This is a genomic window from Thermodesulfobacteriota bacterium (genome assembly GCA_040758155.1).
Lineage (GTDB): Bacteria > Desulfobacterota > Deferrimicrobia > Deferrimicrobiales > Deferrimicrobiaceae > UBA2219.
Window position 1 is genome coordinate 13,989 of record JBFLWB010000112.1, and the last position, 14,772, is coordinate 28,760.

A 14,772-nucleotide genomic window follows, 5' to 3' on the forward strand; every position below is an offset into this window, starting at 1 on the left:
CCTCCTCCAGAGGGGGACATACTTCGCTTCAAACGCGGGCTGAAGGGGAAGTGTGTCCCCCGCCAGTTCGCGTCGCCCGCCGCCAGTCCGTCACTGTGTAGGAGGAGGCGGGGCACCCTGCGGCATCGGCTGGCCGGTGTACGGATCCACGCCCTGCGGCGGAGGCGGAGGCGAGGACGGCTGCCCCTGCTGCCCCGGAGGCGCGGACGCGTTCGGGTCGGGGAAATAGTACTGCTGCACCTGGAAGCCCTGGCCTCCCTGCATCTGGGTCCCGCCCATCATGCCTCCCTGCATCGGCTGCATCTGGACGGGGACGGAGGATGGGCCGCCCGGGAAACCCGACGACGGGTTCCCGTAAGAAGGCGTGGAGCCCATCCCGTAGGACGGCGCCCCGGGGACGCTTCCCATCCCGGCGGCGCACTGTCCGGGCTTGTACACGTAGACGGTCACGGTGGTCCCGTACATCGCCATGCCGCCGGCCGACGGCTTCTGGTCGACCACCTTGCACTCCATCCCCGCCGCTCCCTGCATCCCCTTCGGGATCTTCTTCGCCTCCAGGATCGAGGGATTCAGCCCGGCCTGCTGGATGGCCGCCATGGCCGTCGCCTGCTCCTGCCCGACGACCCCCGGCACCCGGATCATGCTCTGGGCCACGGGATTGCTGCGGGGAGCGACGTTCCCCCGGTCCAGGGCGCCCGCAAAGACCACGCCCGCCGGCAGGAGGAGGATCGCGCAGGAAATCGCCGCCGTTGCGAATCGCTTCATTTTTCAACCCCCGACTTGATGAGGTGCACGTTGCGGACCCAGCCCTCCCGGGAAGGCCACCCCGAGCCCTCGAGCGATATGAACAGGATCGTCGCGGGCTTCGGGTCGAGCTGCATGAGGTCGATGGAGACCCGGTGCCACTGACCCCGGGGCACCTTCTGCCCGTCGGCGTCCCCGCCGGGCCGCTCCCGCTCCAGGGCGTAGAAGCCTTTCCAGAAGATCCGGCCCGCGGACTCCTCCCCGCCGGAGGCGCCCCGGTACGCGACGGCGACCGCGATGGGGGCGTCCCGCCCTTCCGCGCCCAGGCCGCCTTGCGTCTGCTCCCGGACCTGCACGTCCGCCGCCAGGACGACCGACGCGGCGCCCGACACGTCGGCGTTCACGTGCTGCATCACCCCTTCGCGGGCGTTCTCCCGGGGGGCCCGGATCTTGAGGACCCCGTCCGCGAGGGAGAACGACCGGACGTCCTCCGCGGCGACGCGCTCCCGGTGCGGTGTCCAGTGATTGAGGCCGTCCCGGAACGAACCGTTCCGCAGGAGGTCGCCGGGAGCGGGCAGGGAGGGCAGGGCGACGGAGTCCGATTTCCCATCGGACCTGTCCGCCGCCTGGGGGGCGGGCTCCCGGCCGTCGGACAGGACGAGGCCGGAGGGGCCGGCGAGCGCGGTGACGCCCCGCTCCGCCCGGAAAACGGGGGAAGGCGCCGGACCCGCGATGTAGATCTCGTGCGGGAACGGGCCTGTCCCGTCGGCGGCCGACGGGAACTCCACGACGACGTAGACCCGGGTGCCGCTGCTCGCGGGAGAGATGTCCATGCTCCACCGGTACTCGATCCTCTTCCCGCCGCCGGCGGCCAGGGGACCCATGGGCAGATCGTACCTGCGGGCCGCGGGATCGTAAGGCCACCGATCGAAGACGGAGAGCTGCGGCTTGAGGCGGACGGCGGCCGCCGGGAACGAGAAATTCAGGGTGCAGGCGCCGGGAAGGACGCTGAAGGAATAGATCCGACTGTGAACATTCGCGGGGCGATGGCCGGGGGGATGCTCATGGATGCGAGGGGTGCGGGCGGGCCCGACGTCGAATAGCGTCTGCGCCGCCGCCGGCGCGCAAAGGAATGCCAGCGCCAGGAGGGAAGCGGCGAGCCTCGCCCGCAAGGTGACCAAAGTCAGTTTGCGCCGTACCGCTGAACAAGCTGGTAGACCGCCTCCTCGATGCACGCCCTCAGCGCTTCGTCCACGCCTTCGCGCCCCTCGTGAGCCACACCGACGTCCGCGCCCTGGAGATTCTTCTTCGTGAATTTCTGGGCGAACGAGCCGATCCCGCTCACCGAAAATCCGCCGGACTTGACCGGCTTGCGGACGTTCACGGCGTCGAGCACCTCGGCGGTCGCGGCGGAGACCACCCGCACGTCGACTCCGATGGTCGCCTTATCCCCGCTGGTCTCGACGCCCAAGCCACGGAACACCCCGCCGACGCCGGTCTTGCTCGCCTGCACGTTGGCCTCGGAGACCGTGCCTTCGAAGATGAACTCCGCCCCCCGGAGCTGGTGACGGGCCGCGGTGCCGGTGCTCTGCCCCTGGGCGTTGAGCTGCTTCTCGAAGGCGACGCCCTGGTTGAGCCGCTGGCGCTCCGCGATGGCGAAGGCGCCGGACTTGATGAGCGCCGTGGTGAACATGTCGGTGGCGGCCGCCCCGGAGACCTCCGAGACGCTGGAGCGGAACTCGTAGATGGTCACGACCCGCCGGTTCCCCTGGGCGCGCGGAAGACTCTCCAGCTTCTTCGTCGTATCGGACTGGTCGACCTGCGGGGCTTCCGACCCCCAGCCGCCGTACGCGGGGGGAAAGCACGCGATAAGGAATAAAAACGACAGCGCCGCCGCGCGGAACGATCCTCTCATGCGTCATCCCCCCGTGGGCATGCCCCCGGCCCGGAACGGCGCGGGGAGTCTATAGCCGTATACCAGAATCGGGGCGGTTTTTCCAGACGCGCCGGGACTACTTCCCCCGCCTACCTGCGAGCACCTTGTCGAGGTTCGCCTGCGCGACGCGCAGCAGCTCCCGGCTGAGCTTGATGTTGTGGGTCCCCCGCCCCGCGGTAACCGCCTGGTAGTTCGCGTCGGCCTGCGCGACCAGCTCCTCATCCCGCGAGACGTCCCTGCCGGCCTTCTTCGAGCGGGCGACGTACTCCTTCGCCTCCTCGAGCGCCACGGCGATGGCGTTCTCCTTCTTCGTGATCTCCTGCTTCCACTCGAGGAGCATCTTCCCGTACGAGGGGTCGTGGCACTCCTCGCACTTGGCCTTGACCGAGAGGACGGTCTGGGCGCCTTTTTTAAGGTCGTGGCACTCGACGCACTTGGTGCCCGCCTCCGCCATCACGTCCGGCCGCGCCTCGGTCCCGTGCGCCTTCACCTTCCCCTCGTAGAGCGCCTTCTGCGGTCCGTGGCAATGGGCGCAGTCGATGTCCCGGCTCTCGTGGTGGCACGCCATGCACTCGGACTTGGTCACGATGCGCATCTTGTGCTTCTCGGGGGAATGGCACTTGGAGCACTCGATCCCCACGTCCTTCACGTGGAGGGCGTGCGGGAATTGGATCTCCATCTCCCGGAAGAACACCTTGTCCTTCGGCTGGAAGCTCGAATGGCACAGGGTGGCGCAGTACGCCGTGGGCGATGCCAGGATCGCCGGCTTCGGCGGCCCGCCAGGGACTCCCGCCAGCTTGTAGGCGGTGGCCACCTGCTCGTGGCCGGTCTGCAGGATCTTCAGGGCGTACTCGATGTTGTGCGCTCCCCTGCCGGCCCGAAGGAATTTGAGGTTCTCACGGGCATCCCGCACCAGCCCGCGGGCGTCCCCCAGCTTCCCCTTCGCGGTCCCGACGCCGACCGCGCTCATCCCCGCCGCTACGACGCGCTCCATCTCCGAAACGAGCCCCCGCGAATGCCGGACCCAGTCGTCCATCATCAGGTCGTAGCCCTTCCCGTGGCACGCGACGCAGCTCTTCCGCTCCGGCTCCAGCCGCCTCTCGCCGGGGAACGACACGCCCGATTCGAGGGCCTCCACGGCGCGGGTGTGGCAGCCGTCGCACGACACCTGCGCGGAGAACATGCGCGAGGGGGTGTCGGGGACGCCCTTCGCGCCCGTGCCCATATACATCTCCTTCTGGTAGCCGTGCTGCATCTTGTGGCAGGCGTCGCAACGCACCTCGAAGGTCTTCACCAGCTCCACCGTGCCGTGCTGGATCCTCTCGTGGCACTTGAAGCACTGGATCGACCGGGCCGTCACGTGGGTCCGGTGGATGGCCAGCACGTCGCCCTTCTTCTCGAGCCGTCCCACGTGACATTCGTAGCAGTGGGAGTCCGCCACCTTCCCGTCGCCCTCCGAGCTCCGGGTGTGGCACTGCATGCACGGCACGCCGATCTTCAGGTAGGACTCGTGGGAGAACATGAAGCCGCCGTGCTCGACGACCTTCGTCGGTGTCCCGTGGCAGGCCTGGCAGCCGCCCAGCGCCTGGCCGGGGCTGATCCCCTTGAAGTGGCACAGGAAGCAGACGCCCTTGTCCACCACGGTGTGGGAGCCCTTCGCGATGTGCTCCCCCTGGACGACGGCGGAGTGGCAGCTCGTGCAGCGCAGCCGCTCCCCGCGCTTGAGCTTCGTCAGGTGGTCCTGGTGGTCGAACTGGATGCTCCCGACGCGGACCTTCCCCTTCTCGATCCGCCCCGCGTGGCATTCCTTCGCGAGGCACGACTCGTCCCGCACGTCGGCGCGCGGCCTGGGGTTGTACAGCCCCGTCGCGTACTTCAGCGTGGTCACGGTGATGAACACGGGGGAGAAGGAGTGGCACTTGATGCAGGTCACGTTGGAATGGCTGGAGGCCTGCCACTGGTCCACGTACGGATCCATGTAGTGACAGGCGCGGCACGACTGCGGGAAGTACGCCGCCACGAAGAACGCGCCGTTCCACAGGACGAACAGCCCGACGGCGATCAGGATGAAGACCGTCAGCGGGTTCCGGTTCGAACGGAACGCGCTCCACCAGCCCTTAAGTCTCTCCATCATTCGCCGGCGCCCTCCCGCGCTTCCCGCCTGCGCCGCTCCATGATCTCCTCGTACTCGAGCGGGTGCTCTTCCTTTATTTCATGCTCGGTGATACGGCCGTGCCACCACATGAGCGACCCGGGGAACCGGTCCGGGTTGAAGTGGACGTTGTAGAAGTGCCAGACGACGATCGCCAGCGTGGCGAGGAGCGCCTCGTCGCTGTGCATCTCGTGCGCCATGTCGATGGCGACTTTCGGCAGGAACTTCATGATGACCGTCTCGAACCAGAGGAACGCGCCCGAGCCGATCATGATGACGCAGCCCCAGTAGACCGCCCAGTAGTCGAACTTCTCGATGTAGCTGAACCGGCCGAACTTCGGTTTCTCGGGGCTCTTGCCCAGGAAATGCCGGATGTTGGCGCGGATGTCCTTCGCGTCCTGGAGCTTCGGGAGCAGGAGGAGGAAATCGCGCCGCCCGTCCCGCGAAAGGATCGTGTAGAGGAAATGGTGGACCATGAAATAGATCAGCATCGCCGCGCCGACGCGGTGGACGATGGTCGAGGCCTGGATCCCGCCGAAGAGCCCGATGAGCCACCCGGACAGGAAGAACTCGGGGAACTTCAGCGGCATGCCGGTGACGATCAAGATGATGACCGAGGAGAACAGCACCATGTGCTGGAAGCGGAAGTTCCGGTTGAACCGCTCGAACGTCTCTCCCTTCTCCAGCTCCTTCTCCCTCGCGCGCCGCTCCCGCTCGAGGCGCGCCGCCTCCTTCCGCTCCGCCTCGGTGCGGGCGCGCAGCTCCGCCTCCATCTCCTCCCGCACGCGCCGGCGGACCTTCTCCTTCAGCGCCTCGGCCTGCTCCGGGGGAAGCGAGGCGAGCTCCCCGGAGGCCGCCTCGATTTCCCGATCGACGACGTCGGCCGCCGGGTCCTTCGGGTCTTTCTCGGACATGCTCATGACTCCCGTTCGGGTGGTTGTCGGACCGTCACCGCTCTCCGCGGAGGCGCCGCGTCCTGCCGTACATGTCGAGGAAGATGTGCCCGACCAGCGCCAGCATGGTGAAGATCGTCAGGTACTTGAAGAACGTCGCCGTCCAGTAGATGATCCCCGCCTCCTTCTTCGTGGGGTCCACGTGGATCTTCCCCTCCGCGAAGTGGGCCGACGCGCCGGGGTGGCATTTCCCGCACGTCGCGGGGATGTTCTTCACGTTCACCATGGAGAGGGGATCCTCCGGAGGCCGGATGTCGTGGACCCCGTGGCAGGAAGCGCAGTTCGCGACGGTGCGGGACCCGAAGCCGCTCGCCACGCCGTGGAACGACTCCCTGTACGTCGCCACCTGCTCCGCCTCGATCCCGAATTTGCTCATGATGACCACCGACGCGTGGCACTTGGAGCACTGCTCCGATACATGCGTCGGGTACACGGTCGACCGGGGATCCAGATGGGAGTAGATGCTGTGCTCCCCGTGGCACCCGGTGCAGGAGGGCGCCTCCTTGACCCCCTTCGCGACGGCCGCGCCGTGGATGGACCCCTTGTATCTGGCGTAGATCTCCATATGGCACCGGCCGCACGTCTCGGCGACGCTGGCCCGCGCGACCTTCGACTCGGGGCTTTTCGTCTTGAGTACCTGGTGGCCGCCGTGGCAGTCCTGGCACAGCGGCGCCTTCGCGTTCCCGGCGGCGATCGCTTTCCCGTGCGCCGACTCGAAGTACGCAAGGACGTTGTCGGACTGCGGCGCCCCCTCCTTGTTCCCCTTGAAATGGCAATGGGTGCAGTTCACCCGCCGGGGGCGCGTCCGGTGCGGGATCTCGCTCACGTCGAAGTGGCAGTCCGTGCACACCCTCTTCTCGTGCACCGACCCCTTCACGCTGTCCTGCGACGCGAACAGGTCGCGGATGGCGCCGTCCACCAGCAGCTTCCGGAACTCGGGCTTGCCGTGGCACAGCGTGCACTTCTCGATGGAGATCGCGCCTTCCGCGCCGGGCGCGGACGCCGCGAGGAGGGCTCCCGCGAGAAGCAGCGCGGCAGCGAGCGGGAACCGCCTCATAACGTCCCGTCCTCCTTCAGACGCTCGTATTCCAGCGGGTGCTCCTTCCGCATCCATTCCGCCGACACTTTTCCGGTGAGCCAGGCGGCGTTCATCGGGAAGGAGGAAGGGTGCAGGTGCACGTTGTACATGTGCCAGAGGAAGAGGATCACGAAGCCGAGGAGCCCCTGGTATCCGTGGACGATCAGCGTCAGGTCGAGGACGAACTTGGGGAAGAAGCGCATGGAGAAGGTCTCCGCCCACAGCATGATGCCCGTGGCGGCGATGAGCACGATCCCCACCGCGGTCCCCCAGTACTGGAACTTCTCCCGGAAGCCGTACTTCCCGATGCGCGGGTAGGCGTCGGCCTGGCCGAGGTTGTACCACATGGCCTGGAGGAAATCGGAGAAGTCCTTCCGGGTGACCGAGAAGTCGCGGAACTCCGCCTTCCCTTCTTTCGTCAGTAGCATGTAGAAGACGTGGTAGACGAGATTCGCCAGCAGGAGCACGGCGGCGACCCGGTGGACCACACCCCGGTTCTGCACCCCCCCCTCGAAGCGGATGATCGCCTGGGCGACCGCGTTCTCGTGGTACATCAGCGCGAAGCCGGTCACCGCCAGGACCAGCAGCAGGACCGTCAGCAGCATGTGCTGCGCCCGGAAGAGGAACGTCATGCGGACCACCGTCCCCTCCGCCTTGCCGGAATCGCTCATTGCGCCCCCCCTTTCCCTCCCGGCGGGCCTTCGCGCCGGCGCGTCCACCGTCCGTACAGCTCGAACCCGACGTGCAGGAGGAACAGGATCCCCAGCGAGGAAATGAAGAGGATGTAGAAGACCCGGATCGCGAAGACGCCCGGCGCCTTCGATGGGCTCACTTCGACGTGCACCGGCCCCCTGGCGAAGTTGGGGCCCGCGTTGGGGTGGCACTTGCCGCACGTCTTCGGCAGGTTCGCCTTATTAATGGAAGAGGCGGGGTCGGACGACGGCAGGATGTCGTGCACCCCGTGGCAGGAGGCGCAGTTTGCCGCCGTCGTCATTCCGTATTCCACGGCGATCCCGTGGAACGAGTCCATGTAGGAGGAGAACCGCTTCTTCGGGAGGGCGTAGCGGGAGGAGATCCCCTCCTTGTCGTGACAGCGGGAGCAGGTCCTGGGGATGTTCCGAGCGGCCACCGGGGAGGCGGGATCCTCCACTCTCGTGATGGCGTGCTCTCCGTGGCAGTCCGTGCAGACCGGGGACTCCGCGATCCCGCCGCGCATCCCCTTCCCGTGGACGCCGGCCTCGTATTTATCGAGGATGGCGGAGTGGCATTTCCCGCACAGCGTCGGGATGTTCTGCCGGTTCACCGCCGACTTCGGATCGTCGCCGGGAAGGATGGCGTGGTTCCCGTGGCAGTCGGAGCAGACGGCGCTCCCGAGCAGCCCCGCCTTCGAGGCCATCCCGTGGACGCTTTGGGCGTAGGCGATCGTCACCTTTCCTTCCGGCGTCCCGGCCTTCCCTTCCCGCTCCTTGTGGCACTGCGTGCAGGCGGCGGCGACGTTCAGGCGGAAGGTCCTCGCCGCCGGGTCCGACGACCGGCGGATGTCGTGCTTTCCGTGGCAGTCGCTGCACGCCGGGACGTTCGCGATCCCCTTCCCCGGCAGCTTCCCGTGGGAGCTCTTCGCGAACGACCGGGCTGCTTCCCCGTGGCACCTGCCGCAGGAAACCTTCGCGAGGGCGCCGTGCGGGGCCTTCGCGTCGGCGTGGCAGGCGACGCAGCCGCTCCCCGCGTGGACCGACCTGCCGTACTCCTTCAGGTCGACGTAAAGCGGGACCTCCTTCCCGTCGGGGAGCGTCTTCGTAATCCCCTTGTCGCCGTGGCACTCCAGGCACTCCGGGACGCCGGGGGCGGCGGCCGCCGCGAGCCCCGCCGGGAACAGCGCCGCCGCGAAGAGGAGCGCGGCCAGGCGGCGCCGGAGGCTCCCGTTCATTCCTCCTCCTTGACGATTCTCGTCACGTCGGGGGGCGGGGGGTTCCCGCTGCGCTCGTACGCCTCGATCTCCTCGAGCTCGAGGGCGTGCTCGTGCTCCATCAGGTCGCGCGACAGCTTCCCGTCGAGCCAGGTGAAGGACATCGGCGCGAAATCGGGGTTCATGAAAACGTAGTAGAGGTGCCAGACGATGATGGCCAGGGTGGCCAGGATCGCCTCGTAGTAATGGACGATGTTGGCGACGTCCAGACCCCACAGCGGGAGGACCTTGAGCGCCTCCTCCTCGAACCAGAGAAGCAGCCCGGTCAGGACCATCACGATCGTACCCCACACGAGGGCGAGGTATTCCGCCTTCTCGACGTAGGAGAACCGGTCGAACTTCGGCTTGTGATGATCCAGGCCGAGGAAGTACCGGATCGAGCCGTAGATGTCCGTGGCATCCTTCCAGCGGGGGATCATCCGCATCACCTGGCCGCGCCCGCGGGGGGTGAACGCGGCGTAGCCGACATGGTAGACGCTGGTAACGATCATGAGGACGGCCGCGACGCGGTGCCCCCAATACCGCAGGAAGACGCTGGTCTCCTCCGGGATCAGCGGGATGGACCACTTGTACTTGAGGGCGAACCCCGTGACCACGAGCGTGAAGAAGGTCGTGAGCGTCAGGAGGTGCTGGATCCGCTCGCTGCGGTTCAGCCGCTCGTACATCGGCTGCCGCTGCTCCTGCCGCTTCCTGTACATCGCCTGCATCTTCCGGAAGAAGTCGAACCCGTTGTGGACGAGCATGCCGCCGATGACGAGGACGATGAGCCAGATGTAGAGCGTCTCCGTCCAGTACTTGATGGTCCCGCCCAGGCCTCCGGGGCCGACGTGGACGTTCCCTCTGGCGAAGTTCTCCGTGGCGCCGGGGTGGCACTTCCCGCAGGTCACGGGGAGGTTCCGCGCGTTGACCGTGGAGCGCGGGTCCTTCGACGGGAAGATCGCGTGGGTGCCGTGGCAGGAGGCGCAGTCGGCTACGGTCCTGTCTCCCAGCCGCGCGGAGAGGCCGTGGAAGCTCTGCTCGTACCCCTCCACCTTTTCGACGGGGACGCCGTACCGGGCCGCCAGCTTCTCGGCGCCGTGGCAGACGGCGCACGAAGCGCCGGCGCCGGTGACGCCGGCGATCGTCGGGCCGGTCACGGCCTGGATCTCGTGCTCGCCGTGGCAGTTCGCGCAGTTGGGGGCATCCGGGACGCCGCGCTCCAGCGCCGTTCCGTGCACGCTGTCCTTGTAGATGGCGTAGACCCCGAAGTGGCACCGGCCGCAGGTGGCGGGCAGGTTCTCCTTGTTGATCGGCGACGCCGGGTCCCTGTGGTCCTTCATGTCGTGGGCGCCGTGGCAGTCGATGCAGCTTGCGGACTTGTTCAGCCCCTTCTCCACGATGGCCCGGTTGTGGACGCTCTTCGCGTACATCCGCGCGGCGCCGGGGATGGGGATCCCCCGCTCCGCGGCGACCTCCTCGTCCCCGTGGCAACGGGCGCACGTGGCCGCGACGTTGCGGAAGTTGACGGGGGAAGAAGCCGCGGCGGCTTTCGGCACGGCGTGGGCGCCGTGGCAATCGACGCACCGGGGCGGGTTCTGCACCGCCCTCCGGCGGAACGTGACGACGTGCGAGCTCTTCGCGTAGGCGGCGGCCGCCTCGGAATGGCACCCGGAGCAGTCGACGGGCTTGAGGCTCGCGGCGTGCGGGAGCTCCTTGATGTCGCCGTGGCAGTCCATGCAGGAGAGGTCGCCGTGCACCGAGTTCTTGTAGGCCTCGGGATCGACGTGGAGCGACATGCCCGGGAACCTGCCGGCGATGGCGGGCGGCTTCTTCGCCCCTCCGGGCGTCACGTTGGAGGCCCTTTCCTCGGCGGACCAGCCCGCGATGCCGCTGTCGCCGTGGCAGTCGTTGCATTGCCCGTTGTCCAGCGCAAGGGCGGATCCCGCCAGGAAGGCGAGGAGGAACGCGGCGAGCAGGATCGACGATGCGGGATGCCGCATCGGGACCCGGAGGCAATGAATTGGCATCAGCTCCACTCCCGGTATGTGATTCGAGTCGTCAGCTTGAAGGTTGCGGGGATAACGGCCAAAACACTAAAATACTCACCGGCCCTCCCGGAATCAAGGAGAAATTGGGCTCACCGGCGTTCCATCCCGGGAATATCCAGGGACTGCGGGCGGTTCGGGGCCGGGCGAAAAAAATCCGTACTTTTTCTTGACAGCTCCCTCGCGGGCACAATATCTTGTATCCGGTGAAATTTCGACCACAAGATAAGCTACCCCGAAACCGGACACCCCACCACCGGACCAACGGAGAGAATGAATGGAAATGACCCCCGCTGTCCCGTCCGCATTTCCCGCAAGCTCCCCGGATGCCGCCCACGCGCCCCGCGGCGCGACCGGCCGCGCCGCGGGAAAGGGTCTCTCCGAGCATCCGCCGAAGGAATGGATGGAGGCGATGCTGGAGAAGTACGGCCGCATGCCGATCTCGGAAAACGCGCGGACCGTCCTGGAGCGCAGGTATCTCCGGAAGGGGCCGGCGGGGGGAGCGCTGGAGACCCCCGAGGAGATGGTCGCCCGGGTGGCCTACAACATCGCGCTGGCGGAGGGGCTCTACCACGGAGCGCTGCCGGAGGTCGTGCTTCGCTGGGCCGAGACGTTCTACGAGCCGATCCTGCGGCTGGACTTCCTTCCGAACTCCCCCACCCTGATGAACGCGGGGCGGGAGCTGCAGCAGCTTTCGGCGTGCTTCGTCCTGCCGGTGGACGATTCGATGGAGTCCATCTTCGAGGCGGTCAAGAACACGGCGCTGATCCACAAGAGCGGCGGCGGGACCGGCTTCTCCTTCTCGCGCCTGCGGCCGCACGCAGACGTCGTGCGGTCGACGAAAGGGATCTCCTCCGGGCCGATCTCCTTCATGACCGTCTTCGACGCGGCCACCGAGACGATCAAGCAGGGCGGGACCCGCCGGGGCGCGAACATGGGGATCCTGCGGGTCGACCACCCCGACATCCTCGACTTCATCACCTGCAAGAGCCAGACGAACCGGCTGAACAACTTCAACATCTCCGTGGCCCTCACCGAGGACTTCATGAAGGCGGTGGAGGGCGACGAGGAATACAGCCTCGTGAACCCCCACTCCCGCGAGGTCACGGCGCGACTTTCCGCGCGGAAGGTGTTCGAGCAGATCGTGGAGTCCTCCTGGCGGAACGGCGAGCCGGGGATCATCTTCATCGACCGGATCAACCGGGACAACCCCACCCCGCGCATCGGAGCCATCGAGAGCACCAATCCGTGCCTTGCGGGAGATACGATCGTCGCCGTTGCGGACGGACGGGGAGCCATGTCCATCCGGCAGCTCGCCGAGGAAGGGAAGGACGTTCCCGTATTCTGCCGGAACGACAACGGACGGCCTTCCGTGCGCATGATGCGGAATCCGCGGGTGACCGGACGGAACCTGCCGATCCTGAAGGTGCTCCTCGACGACGGCAGCTCGCTCCGGGTCACGGAAAACCATCGTTTCGTCCTGTCCGACGGAAGCGCCAGGGAAGCCAAAGATCTCCTGCCCGGCGACAGCCTGAGCCTCCTGACCCGCAGGACATCGACGTTCGAAAAACTGCTTCCCCATTCGAACAGCAGCACGCAGCCCTATCGGTGGGTCTCCACGACCGACTGCCGGAAATGGAACCTCGAACACAGGCTCATCGCCAATTACCACCATCGTCTCCGGACCGGCAGAAGCATCGACTGGGGCCGGCACATCGTGCATCACCGCGATTTCGACGGGCTCCACAACGATCCCGCCAACCTCGCCGTCATGACGAAGGAGGAGCACGACCGCCTCCATTCGGAGAGCCGCATGGGCGAGAAGAACCCGATGCGGCGGTTCCCCGAAAAGAACTGGATGAACGATCCCGAAAAGCAGCGGGAAATCCGCCTGAAGCACCACGTCGGCGCGAAGCGCGGCAAGGAGACTAAGGAGCGGATCGGCAGCGCAACGGCGATGCGTTTCCTGGGTGGGGAATTCCGCTCCCGTCATGCGGCTGCGGTGAAAACGGCCATGGCGGAAAACCGCGGATCCTTCATGGAAGCCATCCATGACAGGGCTATGCATAAGCTTCTGCACTGCCAGGACGCAACCGACCTTCCCTGTTTCCTCGACGGCAACGTGGTCATGGCCGAACGGACCTGTGAGCAATGCGGAACCGTCTTTTCCGTCGAATGGGCCCGGCGGGAACAGTCATTCTGCACGCATTCGTGCTACCTGTCCCGGCACAACGGTGATTCAGGCATTCGCCGCAGGATCACGGAAGGCGTGCTCTCCGCATACTCCGCCAAGGCGGAGAACACCCGGCGGAAGCAGATCGAATGCCTGCTCGACCTGAAATTCGAGATCGGGCGGATGCCGTTGAAGCGGGAATGGGAAGAGCGGTGCGGCGAGAAGGGGATTCCGAAACGGCTCGGGACGGAATTCGGCTTCCCGACGTTCCATGCGCTTCAGGAATCCGCCGGTACGCACAACCACCGGGTGACCGCGGTGGTCCCGGACGGGTTCGAAGACGTCTACAACGGGACGGTCGACGACTTCCACAATTTTTACGTCGGCCACTTCCCCGCGGAAATCGATGGGGATCCTTGCCATCAATACGTGAATGTTCTGCAGTGCGGTGAGCAGCCTCTTTTGCCTTACGAATCGTGCAATTTGGGCTCCATCAACCTGCTGAACATGGTCGCAGAGGAGGACGGCCGCGCCCGCGTCGACTACGAGAAGCTCAAGGAGGCGGTCCACACGTCGATCCGGTTCCTCGACAACGTGATCGACATGAACAACTACCCGCTCACCGAGATCCGCCACATGACGGTGGGGAACCGCAAGGTCGGGCTCGGCGTCATGGGGTTCGCCGACATGCTCCTGCGCCTCGGGATCCCGTACGATTCCGACGAGGCGCTGTCGGTGGGCCAGGAAGTGATGAGCTTCATCCAGGAGGAATCCGCGTCGGCCTCCGTCAACCTCGCCCGCGAGCGGGGCGCCTTCCCCAACTACGAGGTCAGCGTGTTCCCGGAGAAACGGCTGGCTCCGCGGCGCAACGCCACCACGACGACGATCGCCCCCACCGGGACGATCAGCATCATCGCCGGCGTCTCGAGCGGGATCGAGCCCGTCTTCGCGCTGTCCTACATCCGCAACGTGATGGACAACGACCACCTGCTGGAGGTGCATCCCCTCTTCGACGCCGAGATGCGGAAGCGGGGGCTATACTCCGCCGCCATGATGGAGGAGATCTCGAAGAAGGGGTCGCTGAAGCACGTGGAGGGGATCCCCGACGACGTCGCCAGGAGCTACGTCACCGCCCACGACATCTCCCCCGAGGCGCACCTGCGGATGCAGGCGGCCTTCCAGAAGTACACCGACAACGCGGTGTCCAAGACGGTGAACTTCCCCGCCGACGCCACCCGGGACGACATCCGGAAGGTGTTCCTCCTCGCGTACCGCCTCGGCTGCAAGGGGGTCACGGTCTACCGGGACCGCAGCCGCGAGGAGCAGGTCCTCAACATCGGCGAAGTGGGCCGCAAGGCGGAGCCGCCGAAGGAAACCGCCGAGGCGCAGTTCGTCAGCCCCCGCCCCCGCCCCGACACGCTGATCGGCGTCACGAAGGAGATCAAGACGAGCTGCGGGAAGCTGTACGTCACCATCAACCGGGACGACAAGGGGATCTTCGAGGTCTTCAACCAGATGGGGAAGGCGGGAGGGTGCGCCGCATCCCAGTCGGAGGCGATCGGCCGGCTGGTCTCCCTCGCCCTGCGCTCGGGGGTCCAGCCCGAGATGATCGTCAAGCAGCTCAAGGGGATCTCGTGCCATCTCCCGTCCTGGGGCGGGAACGGCGGGAAGATCCTCTCCTGCGCCGACGCCGTATCGAAGGCCATCGAATGGTACCTCGAGAACTTCGACGCGATGTTCCCCGGC

General features: G+C 66.6%; 10 protein-coding genes. 1 reads left to right on the top strand and 9 read right to left on the bottom strand.

Annotation, left to right across the window (positions count from 1 at the left end; genetic code table 11):
* Positions 1-90 precede the first annotated feature (90 nt).
* The 9 genes from AB1346_07200 to AB1346_07240 form a co-directional block, all read right to left on the bottom strand.
* Positions 91-765: a PASTA domain-containing protein gene (locus AB1346_07200; GenBank protein MEW6720218.1), complete on the bottom strand. Its 675-nt coding sequence runs from the start codon at positions 763-765 to the stop codon at positions 91-93.
* The gene (locus AB1346_07205; GenBank protein ID MEW6720219.1) at positions 762-1,925 is read right to left on the bottom strand and encodes a hypothetical protein; all 1,164 of its coding nucleotides are present in this window, start codon (positions 1,923-1,925) and stop codon (positions 762-764) included. Before AB1346_07205 ends, AB1346_07200 begins: the two co-directional genes overlap by 4 nt.
* Before the next feature lie 2 nt (positions 1,926-1,927).
* Positions 1,928-2,659: a CsgG/HfaB family protein gene (locus tag AB1346_07210; GenBank protein ID MEW6720220.1), complete on the bottom strand. Its 732-nt coding sequence runs from the start codon at positions 2,657-2,659 to the stop codon at positions 1,928-1,930.
* Positions 2,660-2,756: 97 nt separating this feature from the next.
* Positions 2,757-4,814: a hypothetical protein gene (locus tag AB1346_07215; GenBank protein MEW6720221.1), complete on the bottom strand. Its 2,058-nt coding sequence runs from the start codon at positions 4,812-4,814 to the stop codon at positions 2,757-2,759.
* Complete coding sequence (locus tag AB1346_07220) at positions 4,811-5,746, bottom strand: cytochrome b/b6 domain-containing protein (protein MEW6720222.1); 936 nt, start codon at positions 5,744-5,746, stop codon at positions 4,811-4,813. The genes AB1346_07215 and AB1346_07220 overlap by 4 nt, the downstream gene beginning before the upstream one ends.
* Before the next feature lie 34 nt (positions 5,747-5,780).
* Complete coding sequence (locus AB1346_07225; protein ID MEW6720223.1) at positions 5,781-6,842, bottom strand: hypothetical protein; 1,062 nt, start codon at positions 6,840-6,842, stop codon at positions 5,781-5,783.
* Positions 6,839-7,534: a cytochrome b/b6 domain-containing protein gene (locus AB1346_07230; GenBank protein MEW6720224.1), complete on the bottom strand. Its 696-nt coding sequence runs from the start codon at positions 7,532-7,534 to the stop codon at positions 6,839-6,841. Before AB1346_07230 ends, AB1346_07225 begins: the two co-directional genes overlap by 4 nt.
* Positions 7,531-8,790, bottom strand: coding sequence for a cytochrome c3 family protein (locus AB1346_07235; GenBank protein MEW6720225.1), 1,260 nt, complete (start codon positions 8,788-8,790; stop codon positions 7,531-7,533). The genes AB1346_07230 and AB1346_07235 overlap by 4 nt, the downstream gene beginning before the upstream one ends.
* Complete coding sequence (locus AB1346_07240) at positions 8,787-10,835, bottom strand: cytochrome b/b6 domain-containing protein (GenBank protein MEW6720226.1); 2,049 nt, start codon at positions 10,833-10,835, stop codon at positions 8,787-8,789. Before AB1346_07240 ends, AB1346_07235 begins: the two co-directional genes overlap by 4 nt.
* Before the next feature lie 451 nt (positions 10,836-11,286).
* Here AB1346_07240 and AB1346_07245 point away from each other — a divergent pair.
* A partial coding sequence (locus tag AB1346_07245; GenBank protein MEW6720227.1) for a ribonucleotide reductase N-terminal alpha domain-containing protein occupies positions 11,287-14,772 on the top strand: 3,486 nt, incomplete at its 3' end.

Excerpts from the sequence above, each read along its gene's own strand:
- AB1346_07200 (MEW6720218.1), bottom strand. The coding sequence starts at position 765 with ATGAAGCGATTCGCAACGGCGGCGATTTCCTGCGCGATCCTCCTCCTG.
- AB1346_07230 (MEW6720224.1), bottom strand. The coding sequence starts at position 7,534 with ATGAGCGATTCCGGCAAGGCGGAGGGGACGGTGGTCCGCATGACGTTC.
- AB1346_07215 (MEW6720221.1), bottom strand. The coding sequence starts at position 4,814 with ATGATGGAGAGACTTAAGGGCTGGTGGAGCGCGTTCCGTTCGAACCGG.
- AB1346_07210 (MEW6720220.1), bottom strand. The coding sequence starts at position 2,659 with ATGAGAGGATCGTTCCGCGCGGCGGCGCTGTCGTTTTTATTCCTTATC.
- AB1346_07225 (MEW6720223.1), bottom strand. The coding sequence starts at position 6,842 with ATGAGGCGGTTCCCGCTCGCTGCCGCGCTGCTTCTCGCGGGAGCCCTC.
- AB1346_07235 (MEW6720225.1), bottom strand. The coding sequence starts at position 8,790 with ATGAACGGGAGCCTCCGGCGCCGCCTGGCCGCGCTCCTCTTCGCGGCG.
- AB1346_07220 (MEW6720222.1), bottom strand. The coding sequence starts at position 5,746 with ATGTCCGAGAAAGACCCGAAGGACCCGGCGGCCGACGTCGTCGATCGG.
- AB1346_07240 (MEW6720226.1), bottom strand. The coding sequence starts at position 10,835 with ATGCCAATTCATTGCCTCCGGGTCCCGATGCGGCATCCCGCATCGTCG.